The sequence below is a fragment of the Citrobacter sp. C348 genome, assembly GCF_047467975.1.
Lineage (GTDB): Bacteria > Pseudomonadota > Gammaproteobacteria > Enterobacterales > Enterobacteriaceae > Citrobacter > Citrobacter gillenii.
This window is the reverse complement of record NZ_JASJUJ010000002.1, coordinates 487,816-504,687: the sequence shown is the minus strand read 5'-3', so window position 1 is coordinate 504,687 and position 16,872 is coordinate 487,816. Positions and strand designations below refer to the sequence as shown.

Annotated in this window: 17 protein-coding genes; 10 read left to right on the top strand and 7 right to left on the bottom strand. The window is 51.6% G+C overall.

The genetic code is table 11. The annotated features are described in order from the left end of the window. Positions 1-4: 4 nt before the first annotated feature. From QNN86_RS06360 to QNN86_RS06345, 4 genes are read right to left on the bottom strand one after another with little or no spacing between them, the layout of a single operon-like run. A complete protein-coding gene (locus QNN86_RS06360; RefSeq protein WP_279277029.1) occupies positions 5-511 on the bottom strand; it encodes a protein disulfide oxidoreductase in 507 nt (168 codons plus the stop codon). Further along, positions 501-1,124, bottom strand: coding sequence for a DsbA family protein (locus QNN86_RS06355; protein WP_279277030.1), 624 nt, complete (start codon positions 1,122-1,124; stop codon positions 501-503). The genes QNN86_RS06360 and QNN86_RS06355 overlap by 11 nt, the downstream gene beginning before the upstream one ends. Then, complete coding sequence (locus QNN86_RS06350) at positions 1,121-3,001, bottom strand: protein-disulfide reductase DsbD family protein (RefSeq protein ID WP_279277031.1); 1,881 nt, start codon at positions 2,999-3,001, stop codon at positions 1,121-1,123. Before QNN86_RS06350 ends, QNN86_RS06355 begins: the two co-directional genes overlap by 4 nt. A gap of 48 nt (positions 3,002-3,049) precedes the next feature. After that, complete coding sequence (locus tag QNN86_RS06345; protein ID WP_115258903.1) at positions 3,050-3,412, bottom strand: copper resistance protein; 363 nt, start codon at positions 3,410-3,412, stop codon at positions 3,050-3,052. A gap of 345 nt (positions 3,413-3,757) precedes the next feature. On the opposite strand from QNN86_RS06345, the gene dsbA reads away from it, so the two are divergent. From dsbA to cbpM, 3 genes are all read left to right on the top strand, one after another. Beyond that, positions 3,758-4,381: a thiol:disulfide interchange protein DsbA gene (dsbA, locus tag QNN86_RS06340; RefSeq protein ID WP_279277032.1), complete on the top strand. Its 624-nt coding sequence runs from the start codon at positions 3,758-3,760 to the stop codon at positions 4,379-4,381. A gap of 204 nt (positions 4,382-4,585) precedes the next feature. After that, positions 4,586-5,506, top strand: a complete 921-nt coding sequence (gene cbpA, locus QNN86_RS06335) for a curved DNA-binding protein (RefSeq protein WP_414210785.1) — start codon at positions 4,586-4,588, stop codon at positions 5,504-5,506. Further along, positions 5,506-5,811, top strand: coding sequence for a chaperone modulator CbpM (gene cbpM, locus QNN86_RS06330; protein ID WP_096757618.1), 306 nt, complete (start codon positions 5,506-5,508; stop codon positions 5,809-5,811). The genes cbpA and cbpM overlap by 1 nt, the downstream gene beginning before the upstream one ends. Positions 5,812-5,886: 75 nt before the next feature. Here the strand turns inward: cbpM and QNN86_RS06325 are convergent, their stop codons facing one another. After that, a complete protein-coding gene (locus QNN86_RS06325; protein WP_181619044.1) occupies positions 5,887-6,246 on the bottom strand; it encodes a YcgJ family protein in 360 nt (119 codons plus the stop codon). A 326-nt stretch (positions 6,247-6,572) separates the two neighbouring features. On the opposite strand from QNN86_RS06325, the gene QNN86_RS06320 reads away from it, so the two are divergent. Both QNN86_RS06320 and QNN86_RS06315 read left to right on the top strand, forming a co-directional pair. Continuing rightward, positions 6,573-7,745: an efflux RND transporter periplasmic adaptor subunit gene (locus tag QNN86_RS06320; RefSeq protein WP_414210784.1), complete on the top strand. Its 1,173-nt coding sequence runs from the start codon at positions 6,573-6,575 to the stop codon at positions 7,743-7,745. A gap of 13 nt (positions 7,746-7,758) precedes the next feature. Beyond that, on the top strand, positions 7,759-10,878 hold the full coding sequence (locus QNN86_RS06315; protein WP_414210783.1) for an efflux RND transporter permease subunit: 3,120 nt from the start codon (positions 7,759-7,761) through the stop codon (positions 10,876-10,878). A 133-nt stretch (positions 10,879-11,011) separates the two neighbouring features. Here the strand turns inward: QNN86_RS06315 and QNN86_RS06310 are convergent, their stop codons facing one another. Continuing rightward, positions 11,012-11,848 carry an alpha/beta fold hydrolase gene (locus tag QNN86_RS06310; protein WP_135912278.1) on the bottom strand — a complete coding sequence of 279 codons (837 nt, stop codon included), beginning with the start codon at positions 11,846-11,848 and terminating at the stop codon, positions 11,012-11,014. A 349-nt stretch (positions 11,849-12,197) separates the two neighbouring features. Here QNN86_RS06310 and QNN86_RS06305 point away from each other — a divergent pair, with 349 nt between their 5' ends. Beyond that, the gene (locus QNN86_RS06305; protein ID WP_414210782.1) at positions 12,198-13,406 is read left to right on the top strand and encodes a multidrug effflux MFS transporter; all 1,209 of its coding nucleotides are present in this window, start codon (positions 12,198-12,200) and stop codon (positions 13,404-13,406) included. A 39-nt stretch (positions 13,407-13,445) separates the two neighbouring features. Here QNN86_RS06305 and QNN86_RS06300 read toward each other — a convergent pair whose 3' ends face one another. Then, entirely contained in the window at positions 13,446-13,928 is a 483-nt protein-coding gene (locus tag QNN86_RS06300; protein WP_137362676.1) for a glutathione peroxidase, read from the bottom strand. A gap of 204 nt (positions 13,929-14,132) precedes the next feature. Here QNN86_RS06300 and QNN86_RS06295 point away from each other — a divergent pair, with 204 nt between their 5' ends. From QNN86_RS06295 to QNN86_RS06280, 4 genes are all read left to right on the top strand, one after another. Next, on the top strand, positions 14,133-14,729 hold the full coding sequence (locus QNN86_RS06295; RefSeq protein ID WP_117341739.1) for a DUF1989 domain-containing protein: 597 nt from the start codon (positions 14,133-14,135) through the stop codon (positions 14,727-14,729). Between the two features lie 95 nt (positions 14,730-14,824). Further along, entirely contained in the window at positions 14,825-15,439 is a 615-nt protein-coding gene (locus QNN86_RS06290) for a LysE family translocator (RefSeq protein WP_135912281.1), read from the top strand. 132 nt (positions 15,440-15,571) lie between these two features. Then, positions 15,572-15,871 carry a putative quinol monooxygenase gene (locus QNN86_RS06285; RefSeq protein ID WP_414210781.1) on the top strand — a complete coding sequence of 100 codons (300 nt, stop codon included), beginning with the start codon at positions 15,572-15,574 and terminating at the stop codon, positions 15,869-15,871. A 143-nt stretch (positions 15,872-16,014) separates the two neighbouring features. Next, positions 16,015-16,866, top strand: coding sequence for an aldo/keto reductase (locus tag QNN86_RS06280; protein WP_096757627.1), 852 nt, complete (start codon positions 16,015-16,017; stop codon positions 16,864-16,866). Positions 16,867-16,872: the final 6 nt, after the last annotated feature.

The window sequence follows — 16,872 nt, the reverse complement described above, 5'->3', positions numbered from 1 at the left end:
ATATTCAGAACGTTTTTGCCCACCACAGCCGCAGTTTCATACCCCAGTAACTGGTCCAGCCGCTGGTCGTGGAAACCACGCGACCTTGCGACATCACCACCAGCGTCGGCGTGACGCTAACCTCCCAACTGCGGGAGAGTGCGCCATCGGCGTCGTTGATGACCGGGAAGTCCACGCCTTTACGCGCCAGCCAGCGAGACACCTCCGCCTCACTGCCAGAGCGTAACACAATGGTCATCACGTTCTCGCCTTCCCGTTGCAGCCTGGCAACTTCTGGCGTGGTGAAGCGGCAAACGCCGCACCAGCTGGCCCAGAAATAGAGCAGCACAGGTTCCTGTTTGCTCAGCGCCGCAAGGGTGACGGTTTCACCGTCCAGCGTCTGCAAAGGCGTGCTGTCAAAAGAGGCGGGGAGCGTGGGCGCGCGCCACGCATCCATCAGCAGCATGCCACCCGCCAGCAGCGCCAGTAAGATGAGCCCTTCGCGCAGCCAACGGCGCAGTTTACTGAGCATTGGCCGCCGCCAGCTTTTCTTTGACCACGGCTTCCAGCGTTTCCCACGGTACGGCACCTGGGATCAGTTCATCGCCGATGATCGTGGCAGGCGTACCGCGCACACCCACCAGTCGCGCTAGCTGCAGGTTGGTGCTCAGCGTCTCCATACTTTTATCATCCAATGTTACCGGGGTCGCCGCCGATTTTTCCTGCGCCTGTTTGATGCTGGCGGCAGTATGGTAGCCCCTTTTCTGCATCAGTTTTTCATGCAGCGCCAGGAACTGCTGCGGGTGCTCACGCCAGGTCATCAACGCGGTGCGCGCCGACAGCACCGAACTTTCACCTTTGAACGGCAGTGGTTTAATGATCACCGCAACATCCGGGTACTTTTGCACTATTTTTTCCAGCATCGGATCCAGCTGCTTGCAGTACGGGCAGTTGTAATCGGTAAAGTTAATCAGCGTCAGTTTTGCCTGCTTCGCGCCAATGCGCGGACTGTCAGGATCGTTAAACAGCGCTTCCTGAATGAGCGCTTCAATTTGCTTTTCCTGCTCCGGGGTAAACGGCGCCGGCTCTTGCGCCACACTGATGGCAGAAAACAGGGACAACAGCAGAACAATCAACAGTTTCATGGTGTGACTCCTTTAGCATCTACCAACGTGTTTAACACCGCATCGCGGGTTAACAGCGTCGGTAACGCCTGACCTTCCGGCAGACCGGGGCCATAAATTTGGTTAAACGGCACAGCAACCTGGCCGCGTTTTTTTAGAAATTCGGTAATCGCTTCAGAGGGCAGCGTCCAGTCACCGCGTAGCGCCACCACATCGGGCTGCTGCAGGGCGGTCTGCACGTCTTCTTTATTCAACACGTTGTATTTGTTGACCTTACAGGTAATACACCAGTCGGCGGTGACATCGATAAAAACACGTTTATGCTGGGCCAGCGCGCCGGTGATGGCCTGTTCGCTCAGCGGCTGCCAGTTGACGCTCTCTTTGGCGGCACTTTGCCCTGAGAATCCCAGGTGTGGGAGCAGCAACGTTGCCAGCCAGATGGCTGACCCCAGCATCATCACCCCAAGAAGACGACGCAGGATAGTCATCCAGCGCCCCGGACGCGGTAAACGCATTGCCAGACCCGGCCGCAACGCCACCAGCAGCCACGGCAGGCTCATTCCCAGCCCAAGCGCCAGAAACAGCCCCCACAGCGTCGGCAGCGGAGCCGTTAACGCCACCGCCACCGCCGTCCCCAGAAACGGCGCACTGCACGGCGTGGCAAGCAACGTCGCAAACGCCCCCTGCCAGAAATGCCCGCCCAGGCCATTACCACCGTGGGTCGCCAGCGTGGTGGTCATCGTTGAAGGTAAACGGAATTCAAACAGCCCGAACAGGCTGGCACTGAAGGTCAGCATCACCAGTACCATCACGCCGATAAACCACGGATTCTGGAACTGGATCCCCCAGCCGAGCGCCTGATTGGTCATTCGCAAGACCGTCATCAGCGCGGCCAGTGCCATAAAGGAGACCACGATCCCGGCCACCGAAGCCAGAAACTGGCGGCGAACCTGGCGACGGCTGTTCTCCTCGACGAGTAAAATTGAACCCAGCTTCATCCCAAGAACCGGCAGCACGCAGGGCATCAGGTTGAGGATCAGCCCACCCAACAGCGCCATCAACACCACCTGCCACAGCGGGAGCGCCGTGTTTTCCGCTGCCGGCTCGTCACCAATGATAAGGCGACTTTCCTGAGCAACGCCGTTATCTGCCAGCACCAGCGTAACCGATTTACCGCGCAGATCCGGCGCACCCTCGCCCCAGCTGTCATGCACCGGGATCGTGGCGCGCAGCGTTTCACCCTCCACGCGAATTTTCGGCATGCCAAAGTCCGCCTCATCGACGGTGTCCAGATACAGTCCAGGTGCAGACCAGCCACCCTTACGCTGCGCCTCGACGACCAGTTCTCCGGCGCGCGCCCCGGCGTGCAGAGAATCCGTCAGACCACTGGCAAGTGGGATCTGCCCCATGGCCTGTGCATAGTCATGGGCAAAGGTGGCGTCCAGGACAGAAGGCGTCACAGAAAAGGGATAATCTGTCAGCAGACAAACGTTGCTACAGGTCGACAGCGTCAAAACGCCGTTCAGCGTAGCCGGTGACGTACCGCGCACCACCATCGGGAACGTCACCCGATCGTGATAGCCCTGGGTGGTAATATTGGCGACCTCAAAACGCGCAGGCGTGGGCCAGAACCAGTCCACAGTTGGCATGGCGCCCTTCCAGGCAATAGACGGCGCGACGCCGCCCTCGCCCGGCGAGCGCCAGTAGGTTTTCCAGCCATCCTCCAGTTTGACGTCCAGCAGCAGCCTGGTTTCCCCCTCGGCGGACGTATCGGCACGCAGCCGCACACTGGCATGGTCATTCTCGGCTGAGCGCAGCCAGCCGATATCAGCCGCCCAGGATACGGGCAGCCATAGCAATAACAGACAGAGCAGCGCCTGCCTGAAAACAGTCATCATATTTTTTCTCCGTGAATAATTATCTAACAGTCAGCAACGGCTGCTCTGTCATTCACGGAAGACGCAAAACCTGAGATGAACCCGCAGAGTGGGCGGCGAGATAGCTCGCGGTGGGAAAAACGGCAGACGAAAAACCCGCACCGGCGCCAGTAGCGACAGAAGCAGGCAAAGCACCAGAATGGCACCTTCAAACAGCACCGGAGGCGAAGCCAGCAATGACTTCGCACTCAGTTCGCAAGGGGTCACGGGTGAGGCGTCATCAGCCTCTGTTTGCGCGCTGGCAACAACGGTTGCGGCAGTGGTGTTCATCTGCAACGCGTGCAGACCCGCCATGCGCTGCGCAGTGCATACCATCACTACGACACATGCCAGGCACAGGAACCACCATCCCATCCGTTGACGTTTTGCCATTTTACCCTCACTGATTGACGCGGTTATCTTAGCTACTGGCGAGGTTTTGGCAACCTTTACGCTGTAAAGTTATGTCGGTGCAGGACATTCATTCGCCCTGCGTGTATGTCATGGAAACAAATAATCGCCACCGTAAAATATAACGAGGGAAATATTTCGCTATTTCCGATAACTCCAAAAAATTCACCCAGGCATTTAAATACGTTATTAAAAAGCATCCATGCGTAAATCAAAGTAAGGAGCAGCGCATTATAAAATAAATGCTTTATTATAATGATGGCGTAATGGACATCGCGTTCATTATAAACATCTTTGTTTATAATATGTTATTTAGAGTATATGAAAATGAAAAAATATCTACTCCCGCTGATCGGGTTGCTGTTTACCGTGAGTGCTCAGGCCGCAACATTTACCGATGGAAAAGAATTTATCACGCTGGAAAAAGCCGTACCGTCAGCCCCTGCTGCACTGAAGTTTTTCTCCTTCTACTGCCCCTCTTGCTATCAATACGATGAGGTCCTGGAAGTTACTGATAATGTGAAAAAAGCCTTACCTGAGGATGTTAAACTCACCGAGTACCACGTCGACTTTTTAGGTCCTCTGGGAGCCGATATGACGCACGCCTGGTCTGTCGCCATGCTGTTAAATGTAGAAGATAAGGTTAAACCTTTACTTTTTAATGCCGTACAGAAGAAACAGTCGATTAAAACCGCTGATGATATTCGCAACGTGTTTATCCAGGCAGGCGTGAGCGCCAGCGATTATGATGCCGCATGGAATAGCTTTGCGGTGAAATCACTGACCGCTAAACAGCAAGAATTGGCCAAAGCCGTCGATTTGAAAGGCGTACCGGCTATCTTCATTAACGGCAAATATATGATTAACCCGAAAGGATTAAATTCCGATAACGTGAATGCCTTTGTGCAGAACTACGCAGAGACGGTCCGTTTTCTTATTACCAAATCCTGATCATTAATATTGCACGACGCACCACCAACAGAAACCATCTGCTACCGTTGGTGGTGCACAATGTCCGATTCATGCCGTCAGGCGTCACTGTTTTCGTCCCTTTCATAGTTGGCATTCGCACTTTTCAGGATTACCCTAAACTTACGGTGATGCCTTTCCCGAGGGGTATCCTTCTTCATGGGTTGATTCATACGAGATAACACTATGGAATTAAAGGATTATTACGCCATCATGGGCGTGAAACCGACGGACGATCTCAAAACCATCAAGACCGCCTATCGTCGACTCGCCCGCAAATACCATCCTGACGTCAGCAAAGAAACCGACGCCGAAGCACGTTTTAAAGAGGTTGCTGAAGCCTGGGAAGTCCTAAGCGATGAACAACGTCGTGCCGAATACGATCAGTTGTGGCAGCACCGCAACGATCCGCAGTTCAGCCGTCAGTTCCAGCAAGGTGAAGGTCAGAGCTACAACGCCGAAGATTTTGACGATATTTTCTCCTCCATTTTTGGTCAACACGCTCGTCAGTCGCAACAACGCCACGCCCATCGTGGGCACGATATCGAAATCGATGTGGCCGTGTTTCTCGAAGAAACCCTTGCTGAGCATAGCCGCACCATCAGTTACTCCCTGCCGGTCTACAATGCCTTTGGTCTGGTAGAGCGAGAGATCCCCAAAACGCTGAATGTAAAAATTCCAGCCGGTGTAGGCAACGGCCAGCGTATCAGACTGAAAGGCCAGGGCACGCCCGGTGAGAACGGCGGCCCGAACGGTGATTTGTGGCTGGTGATTCATATCGCGCCGCATCCGCTGTTTGATATCGTCAACCAGGATCTGGAAATTGTCGTACCCCTTGCCCCCTGGGAGGCCGCGCTGGGTGCTAAAGTCACCGTGCCAACGCTCACTGAGAGTATCCTGCTGACGATCCCCCCTGGCAGCCAGGCCGGTCAACGATTACGCATCAAGGGCAAAGGGCTGGTGAGTAAAAAACAGACCGGCGACCTGTACGCGGTGATCAAAATTGTGATGCCACCTAAACCTGACGACAACAGCGCCGCATTGTGGCAACAGCTGGCGGACGCACAGAAGACCTTTGAGCCACGCAAAGAGTGGGGGAAAGCATAATGGCTAACGTTACCGTCACCTTTACCATTACCGAGTTTTGCCTGCATACCGGCGTTTCCACCGAGGAGCTGACTGAGATTGTCGGCCTGGGGATGATCGAACCCCGAGAAGATGAAAGCGCCCACTGGCAGTTTGACGATCGCGCGTTAAGCGTCGTACGACGGGCTTTGCGTTTACGTCAGGAACTGGCACTTGACTGGCCAGGGATAGCCGTTGCGCTCACGTTACTGGAAGAGAATGCGCAGCTGCGTCAGGAAAATCGCCTGCTGCGCCAGCGTTTGTCGCGCTTTGTCACGCATTCGTAACGTATTGAGATTAACGCTCGATTGATAACGTGAAATACCACGGGTAAGCGACGAATTCAGCGCTTACCCGTGTCGTCAGGATTTATCCGTCTTGCCGAACAGCAACGCCGTGTAGTGGGTATTCACTTTGCCGCTGCGTTTACCGTCAGGCCCAAAATATCGGTCATCCCGGCACAGACGCTCAGTGGTGTCGCAGAACAGGCCGCCCTGGAAGGTAAAGGCCGTCGTGTCAAATTGTCCGGCCGCTGCCAGTTTATCGCCCTGCTTCTTTCCGACATACTTTGTGGTCAGCGCTACCGACAAGCCGTGCTCATCCGCACAGATGTATTTGTCGCACAGTACGCCCGCTATGGGGCTATGTGGTCCTGTCGTCACGGCATATGCTGGCAGTGACAGGATACTAACTACCAGCAGGCTACCGATTTTTATCATCATACTCTCCCTGGATTCTTCACCCGACGTGATTAATATTGTACACCAGAACCCCTTTATAACCATGAGCTACAATTATATTACTTTTAGATAATCAGCCGCACATGTGATGACAATAACGTGCAAAGGTTTACTATAAGCCTGTTTTTTTAGCAGGGAATTAAAATGAACAAAATAAAAGACGTAATAACTTCGGCCCTGACATTCGGCGTCTTCTTAAATAATGGGCTTTACCTTTCTCATGCCTGACCTCATATTATTAACCGATGACATCCCTCCCCTGCATGCAATACAAAAAATGTGCGCGTAAAAATTATTCAGGGATTACTATGAACCGAAAACGCTTACTGCTGATACCATTATTTTTTAGTATCGCGATTATCACTGCGTGTGATAATAAACCTTCAGAAAAAAACATGACCAAAGAACCCGAGGTTGGAGTTATTACCCTGACACCTTCTTCCATTGATATTAAAAGTGAACTTCCGGGCAGAGCAATATCATTCGAAATTGCTGAAATAAGACCTCAGGTCAGCGGTATAATTATTAAACGCAACTTTATTGAGGGTGATAAAGTCAGCAAAGGCGAATCGCTCTACCAAATTGATCCGGCCCCTCTGCAGGCAAAACTCGATGCGGCCAAAGGCTCTCTGGCAAAAGCGCTGTCTACCGCCAATAATGCGCGTTTAACATACCAGCGCCAATCCGCTTTATTAAAATCCAATTACGTCAGCCGCCAGGATTATGACACCACGCGTGCACAACTTAATGAGGCTGACGCTAACGTGGCCGTCGCCAGAGCGGATGTCGAGCAGGCAGCCATTAACCTTCATTACGCCAATGTCACCTCACCTATCGATGGCATTAGCGGTACCTCTTCCGTTACCGTTGGCGCACTGGTCACCGCGAATCAGGAAAGCGCGCTGGTCACCGTTCAGCAACTGGACCCGATTTATGTCGATTTAACCCAGTCAGTACAGGACTTCTTACGCCTGAAAGAAGAAAAATCCAGTGGAAAAATCGCCCAGCAAAAAGGCCAGATCCCGGTTGAATTGATACTGGAAAATGGCAAACCCTACCGCTATACCGGGGCGCTGCAGTTTTCCGATCCCACCGTTGATGAAACCACTGGCTCCGTGACCCTGCGCGCCATCTTCCCGAATCCCGACGGCGAGATTTTGCCCGGTATGTATGTCACCGCTTTACTGGATGAAGGTCGCCAGCAGAACGTTCTAATGGTTCCTCAGCAAGGAGTTACCCATAACGAGCAGGGAAAGGCGACTGCCCTGATCCTCGACCAGAAAAACAGAGTTCAACTGCGCGAAATCAATGCAGTAAAAGCCGTCGGTAACCAATGGTTAGTGACCGCAGGATTACGTCCCGGCGACCGGGTTATTGTTTCCGGATTACAACGAATCCGTCCGGGAATGAAAGCCCGGGTTCTCTCTTCGCCATCAAACAGCCCTGACACGGTAACCGAACAGCAATATTTCAGGTATTAAGGACACCTTCTTCATGGCTAACTTTTTTATTGAGCGCCCGGTTTTTGCCTGGGTGCTGGCGATTATTCTGATGTTTACCGGGGGGATTGCTATTATGAACCTGCCGATCGCCCAATATCCGCAAATAGCGCCCCCGACGATTACGATTAACGCCGCCTACCCTGGCGCAGACGCAAAGACCGTAGAAGACTCCGTCACTCAGGTGATTGAACAAAATATGAATGGTCTTGATGGCCTGATGTACATGTCGTCCACCAGCGACGCGACAGGCAATGCGTCAATTATCCTGACGTTTAAAACCGGCACATCACCCGATATTGCACAGGTTCAGGTGCAAAATAAACTGCAGTTGGCGATGCCCTCCTTGCCGCAGGAGGTTCAGCAACAAGGGGTCAGCGTGGATAAATCCAGTAGCAATATCTTAATGGTTGCCGGCTTTATCTCGGATAACAACAGCCTGAGCCAATATGATATTGCTGACTATGTTGCCTCAAACATTAAAGACCCTCTCAGTCGTACTGCCGGGGTGGGGAGCGTGCAATTATTCGGTTCACAATACGCCATGCGCATTTGGCTGGACCCGCAAAAACTCAACAAATATAGCCTCACACCGCAGGACGTTATTGCACAAATTAAGATACAGAATAATCAGATATCGGGGGGACAACTGGGGGGTATGCCTCAGTCGGCAGACCAGCAGTTGAATGCGTCAATCGTTGTTCAGACGCGTCTGCAAAGCACCGATGAGTTTGGTAAGATCTTTCTGAAAGTCCAGCAAGACGGTTCTCAGGTTCTGTTGCGTGACGTTGCGCGAATTGAGCTGGGGGCGGAAAATTATTCGACGGTCGCACGTTATAACGGCAAACCTGCCGCCGGGATCGCGATTAAGCTTGCCGCCGGCGCAAATGCCCTGGAAACATCCCAGGCGGTCAAAAAAGAGCTGAACAAATTATCGGCATGGTTCCCGGCCAGCATGAAGACCGTTTACCCCTATGACACCACCCCGTTTATCAAGATTTCAATTCAGGGTGTTTTCCAAACATTGATCGAGGCAATTATCCTGGTCTTCCTCGTCATGTATCTATTTCTGCAAAATTTCCGCGCGACGCTTATCCCCACAATCGCAGTTCCCGTGGTTATTCTCGGCACATTTTCCATCTTGTCTGTCGCCGGTTTTACGATTAATACACTGACGATGTTTGGCATGGTGCTGGCAATAGGACTTTTAGTCGATGATGCCATCGTAGTGGTCGAGAACGTTGAGCGTATTATTTGCGAAGAAAAATTGCCGCCAAAAGCGGCAGCGCATAAAGCGATGAGCCAGTTGCAAAGAGCGCTGGTCGGTATTGCCGTGGTGTTATCTGCCGTATTTATGCCGATGGCCTTTATGAGCGGCGCGACAGGTGAAATCTTCCGTCAGTTTTCCATCACCTTGATCTCCTCTATGACGCTATCGGTATTCGTGGCGATGAGCCTGACACCCGCACTTTGCGCCACGCTGTTGAAACCCGCGCCTGAGGAGGAGAACACAAGAACACATTTTCTGTTCACCCATTTCAATCATTTCATGGAGAAGTGCACCCGGCACTACACGGACAGCACGCGTAAACTCTTGCGTTGCACAGGCCGTTATATGGTCATCTATTTGGTGATCGGGGCCGGCATGATTGGCTTGTTTTTACGCACCCCAACCTCCTTTTTACCTGAAGAAGATCAGGGGGTATTCATGACCACAGCACAATTGCCTTCAGGTTCAACGATGGTCAATACCCGCAAAGTCCTCGACGAAATAACAGATTACTACCTGACGAAAGAAAGGAAAAATGTCGCGTCTGTTTTTACCGTTGGTGGATTTGGCTTCAGCGGCCAGGGGCAAAACAACGGGCTGGCCTTTATCAGCCTGAAGCCATGGTCAGAACGTGTTGGTGAAGAAAATGCAGTTACCGCCATTATTCAACGGGCAATGGTGGCTTTAAGCGCCATTAATAATGCCGTGATTTATCCGTTCAATTTACCTGCGGTAGCAGAACTGGGAACCGCTTCATGGTTTGATATGGAGCTGCTGGATAACGGTAATCTCGGACACGAAAAAATGATGCAGGCACGCAATCAGTTGCTGGAGCTGGCCAGTCAGTCATCCGGAGAGGTCGCCGGGGTGCGTCCTAACGGGCTGGAAGACACACCGATGTTCCATGTTAATGTTGACGCAAAAAAAGCTGAGGCCATGGGCGTTTCACTCGCGGATATTAATCAGACCCTCTCCACAGCGTTTGGTAGCCGCTACGTCAATGATTTTCTTAACCAGGGCCGCGTTAAAAAAGTGTATGTCCAGGCTGATACGCCGTTCCGTATGTTACCGGGCAATATAAACCACTGGTACGTGCGCAACGCCTCCGGCTCTATGACCCCGCTTTCCGCCTTTTCAACCACCGAATGGACCTATGGTTCACCCCGTCTTGAACGCTACAACGGGCAGCCTGCGATGGAAATTCTGGGACAGCCGGTTGCCGGGAAAAGCAGCGGTGATGCAATGAACTTTATGGCATCCCTGATTAATAAACTCCCTCCCGGCGTCGGCTACGCGTGGACGGGTCTGTCTTATCAAGAGGCGTTATCCACCAACCAGGCCCCCATGCTATATGCCATTTCGCTCGTGGTAGTCTTTCTTGCGCTGGCAGCACTGTATGAAAGCTGGTCCATTCCTTTTTCCGTGATGCTCGTAGTGCCCATTGGCATCGCCGGTGCGTTGCTGGCTACCGACCTGCGTGGTTTGAGCAATGATGTTTACTTCCAGGTCGGCCTGCTCACCACGATGGGCCTGTCGGCTAAAAACGCCATTCTGATCGTTGAGTTTGCCGTCGAGATTATGCAAAAGGAAGGTAAAACACCGCTTGAGGCTGCGGTCGACGCGGCGCAAATGCGTCTTCGCCCTATTCTGATGACCTCACTGGCTTTCATTTTAGGTGTAATTCCACTGGCGATAAGCAACGGCGCGGGTTCTGGTGCACAAAATGCTGTCGGCACCGGCGTAATCGGGGGCATGCTGGCGGCGACCGTACTGGCGATTTATTTTGTCCCGGTCTTCTTTGTGCTCGTTGAAAACACGTTAGCGCGATTTAAAACATCGCGCTGATATAAATAAATATAATATATCCGTATATGATAAACACTCTGGGGTTACATTATGTAATCCCAGAGTTTTTAAATAATCGATTAACAATGATTTAATGCATATTCTGAACATTCACCGCAACTTCAGAATATTTTCAGGCCTGAATGAAGTGCAACAGATCGTTATTAATCACCTCGGCATGGGTAGTATGCATCCCATGCGGATAACCTGGATAAATCTTCAGAACGCTGTTAACGAGCAATTTATCCTGCAACAGCGCTGCATTTTTATAAGGGACGACCTGATCATCATCTCCTTGCATCACCAAAACGGGTAGCGTAATGGCTTTTAAATCATCGGTCTGATCGGTTTCAGAGAACGCCTTAATTCCTTCGTAGTGCGCTTTTGCACTCCCCATCATGCCCTGTCGCCACCAGTTTTGAAGAGTTCCATTGGATATCTCTGCCCCTTCCCGATTGAATCCATAAAAAGGCCCGGTTGCCACGTCAAGATAAAACTGCGCGCGATTAGCGGCAAGCGCCTGGCGGAATCCATCGAAAACGCTGAGCGGTGTCCCTCCCGGATTATTATCGGTCTTAACCATCAGCGGTGGCACGGCGCTGATCAGCACGGCTTTCGCCACGCGACCTTGCGGTTGTCCGTATTGAGCGACATATCTTGCCACCTGCCCCCCTCCCGTGGAGTGACCAATATGCACGGCATTATGCAGGTCAAGATGCTCCACCACGGCCGACACGTCTGCCGCATAGTGGTCCATATCATGACCGTCGCTCACCTGATCTGAACGTCCATGCCCGCGACGATCGATGGCGATAACACGATAACCGTGATTAAGGAAGAATAACATCTGGTTATCCCAGTCATCTGCGCTCAGCGGCCAGCCATGATGGAATACGATAGGTTGCGCATCTTTCGCACCCCAGTCTTTATAAAAAATGTTTACACCATCTTTTGTTTTTACAAATGACATAGTTGTATTTCCCTCGAGAGGATATTCCGCCTAAAGATCGTTGATACCACATTGATCGCGCAACGTCTTACCAGCATGTTACACATCAACGCGAATGAACCTGCGTAAGGCTTAGTGAGTATAGTTGCAAAAAAAGAAACCTATTAATTTTGGTTTTACTGGATATATAACGTATGCCATCAACAAATCGTTAAAAACAAAGCGTTATTAGCTAACATCCACTTACCTGAAAATTAAACTTCACATTATTAATGAATACCACTCATAGCGCCTATCCTCCTGCTGACCATTATCTGCAAGCACAAACCCGTTAACATGGTCCTGTCTTTCAATATCCAGATGGTTCAGCATGCTTAACCTACAAGCACAAACGCAGTCAGCGACGGCTAAAAAAACCGGTCTTACCTTTGTCCTTATCCTTAGCGCCTTAATGGCCGTGACCTCCTTATCAACCGATATCTATCTGCCGGCAATGCCCATGATGGCAAAAGATTTACACGGCGATGCTGAGTTAACCATCACCGGTTTTCTCATGGGTTTTTGCATTGCACAACTGATTTGGGGACCGATTAGCGATCGTTACGGGCGGCGTCTGCCGCTATTCATTGGTTTAAGTCTATTCGTGATAGGTTCGGTCGGCTGCGCGTTATCAACGGATATTGTACACATTGTCTTCTGGCGTGTTTTTCAGGCGCTGGGTGCCTGTACCGGCCCGATGCTGGCGCGCGCAATGATCCGCGACCTGTTTAGCCGTACTCGCGCAGCACAAATGCTGTCGACCCTGATGATCATCATGGCTATCGCGCCGATTGCCGGTCCTCTGATTGGCGGGCAAATGATTAAGGTCACCTCGTGGCACACCATTTTCTGGCTACTGGCGATAATCGGTACATTCATGCTGCTGTCGTTATGCTGGCTACCGGAAACCCTGACGGAAGACAAACGTTCCCAGGCTTCCATCTCCAGCGCCTTTCATCATTATTCCGCATTACTGACCAACACCAGATATATGCGCTTTACGCTATGCCTGACGTTTTACTACATCGCGGCCTACGCCTTTATCACCGGTTCCCCGTTTGTGTACATCACGTACTTCGGCGTTGATCCGCAGCATTATGGCTGGTTATTTGCCATCAACATTGTGGGACTGATGGCCGTGAGCACGGTCAACAGACGCCTGGTTTATCGCTACCCACTGGAAGCGTTACTTAAGATTGCTGTCTTCATCGCTACCGTTGCCGCCATCGTGCTGGCTGTTACAACGGGTCTGGACGCGGGAGGGATCACCGTGATTGTCGGAGCCGTATTCGTGTTCTTATCAATGAATGGCATCATCGCCGCGACGTCTACGGCATGTGCACTGGACGCCGCGCCGAATGTCGCCGGTTCCGCATCGGCGCTAATGGGCGCGTTGCAATACGGTAGCGGCATCATCTCCTCGCTGTTGCTGGCACTCTTTAGCGATGGCACACCTTGGACAATGAGCTGGGTCATTGCGGTATTTACGACAGCCAGCGCCGTAATGGCACTGAGCATTCAGGTAAAAAATCCGCAGTAGCACGAGATACTGCTATTCCCCCAGAGAATGACAAAACACTTAGATTTCCAGTGCTGTAAGAATTGTGGCTTCTATTTTCTCTGGGGTGGTGAACGGTGCAAAACGCTTGAGCGGTTTACCGTCACGTCCAATCAGGAACTTAGTGAAGTTCCACTTGATCCGCCCACCCAGCACGCCTGGCAATTCGTCTTTCAGGTAGCGAAATACCGGATGCGTTGCGCCGCCGTTGACCTCCACTTTCTCGAACATCGGGAAACTCACACCGTAGTTGATGTGGCAGGTCTGAGCGATTTCGTCGGCACCGCCGGGTTCCTGCTTACCAAATTGGTTGCAGGGAAACCCCAGCACCACCAGCCCCTGCGCAGCGTACTTCTTGTAAAGCACCTCAAGACCTGCGTATTGTGGCGTAAAGCCACAATGGCTGGCAGTGTTAACGACCAGAACCAGCTTGCCAGCGTAGTCAGCCATAGAGATGAGCTGACCCTGCAGGCTGGTGGCAGTAAGTTGATGAAAAGTGGTCATGTCGGGATCCTCAGAGCAGACGTCGACATTGCCATGCAGCGGGTTGCTGCTGGGGTAATCGTCGCGGGTCGTGGCGAGGAGATCCGGCTCCCCATTGATTAACACCCTATTATACGAGCAATATCCGTTTCCTCATCATTCATTAGTTACGCCACTGCCATTTTGTTAATCTTCGTTACTGGTAATCAGAATGGATGTCAGGAAATGAGCGAGCAGATAAAGATAGATATTCCGCCACAGGATGGTCGTGGCTTTTGGGTTGCTAAAGGTCAAACGTTTAGTGTTATTGACCCTGAAGGGCAGCAGGTTGCGGACTTGTGGGCAATGTCTATCAGCGCTGGTGAAATTGACTGGCTAAGCACATCTCAGACGCGAGATATAACAGAGCGATTATTCCCCGCACCGGGAGAGTCTTTTTACAGTGAAAAAGCCAACCCCTTACTCACATTAGTGCAGGATAACTCACCATGCCCACATGATATGCTGTTCCCGGCCTGCAACCCTGGACTTTACGAACGAGCAGGCCTGTATGATCACCCGAACTGTCGTGACAACATGCTGAGAGCACTGCAGGCGGCAGACATATCACTCCCCATCGTTCCCGATCCGGTCAATTTTTTCCAACGCTCAGAACCGCAGGCTAACGGTAAGCTTGAGGTATTGGCTTCGAACAATCCCCCCGGAGGAAATGTGCTATTACTCGCGGAAACAGATCTCTATGTGGTGGTTACTGCCTGTTCTGTTGATTTCCACCCGACCAATGGGGGCCACTGTACTGGTATCCAGATTATCGTTGGTTGAAATTCTGATAGATTAGGACTGGGCTATCACCGACTTCCAGGACGTGCACAGCAGGTACAATAAGCCTTTCGGGGCACTTTTATTTGAGGTTAACGATGGAATTTATTCCTTATTTTTTATTTGCCGGAGCGCTGTTTCTTAATGCCGGCGTTCCAGGACCCAGTATTGCTGCCCTTGTGTCACGGGTCATTACGAATGGCTGGCGAAATGTCATACCTTTCATCGCTGCAATGTGGATAGGTGAAGTGATCTGGCTCTCCATGGCTATGGCCGGGCTAACTACCCTCGCGCAAACATTCCAGTTCGGTTTTCATATTCTGAAATGGGTAAGCATCGCCTACCTTTGCTGGCTTGCGTTTAAAATGTGGCGCAAGCCTGTGAATGAGAAAACAGACGAACTTCCGCAACGGACATCTTCATGGTCAATGTTTAGCGCGGGTATGGCATTAACGTTGGGTAACCCCAAAATCATGGTGTTCTACCTGGCTCTTCTTCCGTCGTTTATCGATTTGTCAAAAGCCGGTGTAAGTGAATGGGCAATCCTTGCCAGCATTACGCTGGTGACATTGGCCGCGATCGATCTGACCTGGACGTTCCTTGCACACAGAGCACGCGTTTTATTACGGACGCCTAAAGCGGTGAGATTTGCCAATCGTATAGGCGCTGTTGCTATGGGCGGTGCCGCTGCGGCTATCGCTGCACGCAACTAATACCCTAAAAAGTCTGCTGGCCATTTGTCGGCAGATTTATTAAATCTGAGCGTCTGTTTCTGGCTCTGACCGGCCCTTGAGGCTGGCATTATCCGTAAAAAACCTTGTACCATTTTTAATGAAGGAGTTCGCATGCTTAAAGTCATCGCCGAAGATTTTATCAAACCTGAATGCGTCGACAACGTTCTCCCTTTATACCGCGAACTCATCGCGGCAACGAAGAAAGAGCCCCTGTGTATTGCTTATGATTTGTACCGGGATGAAAAGGATCTGGGGCATTTTATTTTCATTGAAGAGTGGCCTGACCGGGCAGCACTCGATGCACACTGTGCCAGCGAGCATTTTACTCGGCTTGTTCCTTTGATTGATCAATACGCACGTAAAGCGGCGCAATATATCCTGATGGATGGTCGGGTGGAGCCGGTGAGATAAAGTCCGTTTCCGGCTCGAAGCCGACCGGCGTTGTTCCATCAGATTAATGAATCCATCTAATAAAGCTTAGTGAATTACTCCATCTAATCAAATAAATCAGTTTGCGTTATGCTGTTACGGGACAACAGTTGAAGGATAACGTCATGCAAACAGTCACACTGAACAACGGTATTAACATGCCCCTGTTGGGCTTTGGTGTATTCCAGATGACGGATGCCGCCGAGTGCGAGCGGGCGGTGATTGACGCCATCGAAACGGGTTATCGCCTGATTGATACCGCTGCCTCTTACCTGAATGAAACTCAGGTCGGCAACGCGCTAAAACAAAGCGGCGTCGCCCGCGATGAACTTTTTGTGACCACCAAACTGTGGTTACACGATACAAACTACGAAGGTGCGAAAGCCCAGTTCGAGCGGTCACTGAACCGACTACAGCTCGACTATGTTGACCTGTATTTGATTCACCAGCCTTACGGCGATGTCCACGGCGCATGGCGTGCCATGGAAGAGCTGCAACAGGCAGGTAAAATTCGTGCTATTGGCGTGAGCAACTTCCATCCCGACAGACTGGCCGATCTTATTGCCTTTAATAAGGTCACCCCGGCGGTGAATCAGATTGAAGTGAACCCTTTCAATCAGCAGCTGCATGCCGTGCCGTGGATGCAAAGTCGTGGCATTCAACCTGAAGCGTGGGCCCCGTTTGCCGAAGGGAAAAACGGTCTGTTCCAGCATCCTGAGTTAACAGCGATAGGCCAGAAATACGGCAAAAGCGTCGGTCAGGTTGTCCTGCGGTGGATCTTCCAGCGTGGCATCGTGTCACTGGCAAAATCGGTGCGCAAAGAACGTATGGAAGAGAATATCAACATCCTCGATTTTGAACTGAGCGCGGAAGACATGCTGCACATCACCGCGATCGACACCGCAACCAGCGCATTCTTTTCCCATCGCGACCCGGCCAGAGTGGAATGGTTGGCTGGCCGTAAGCTCGACGTCTAATCCGCG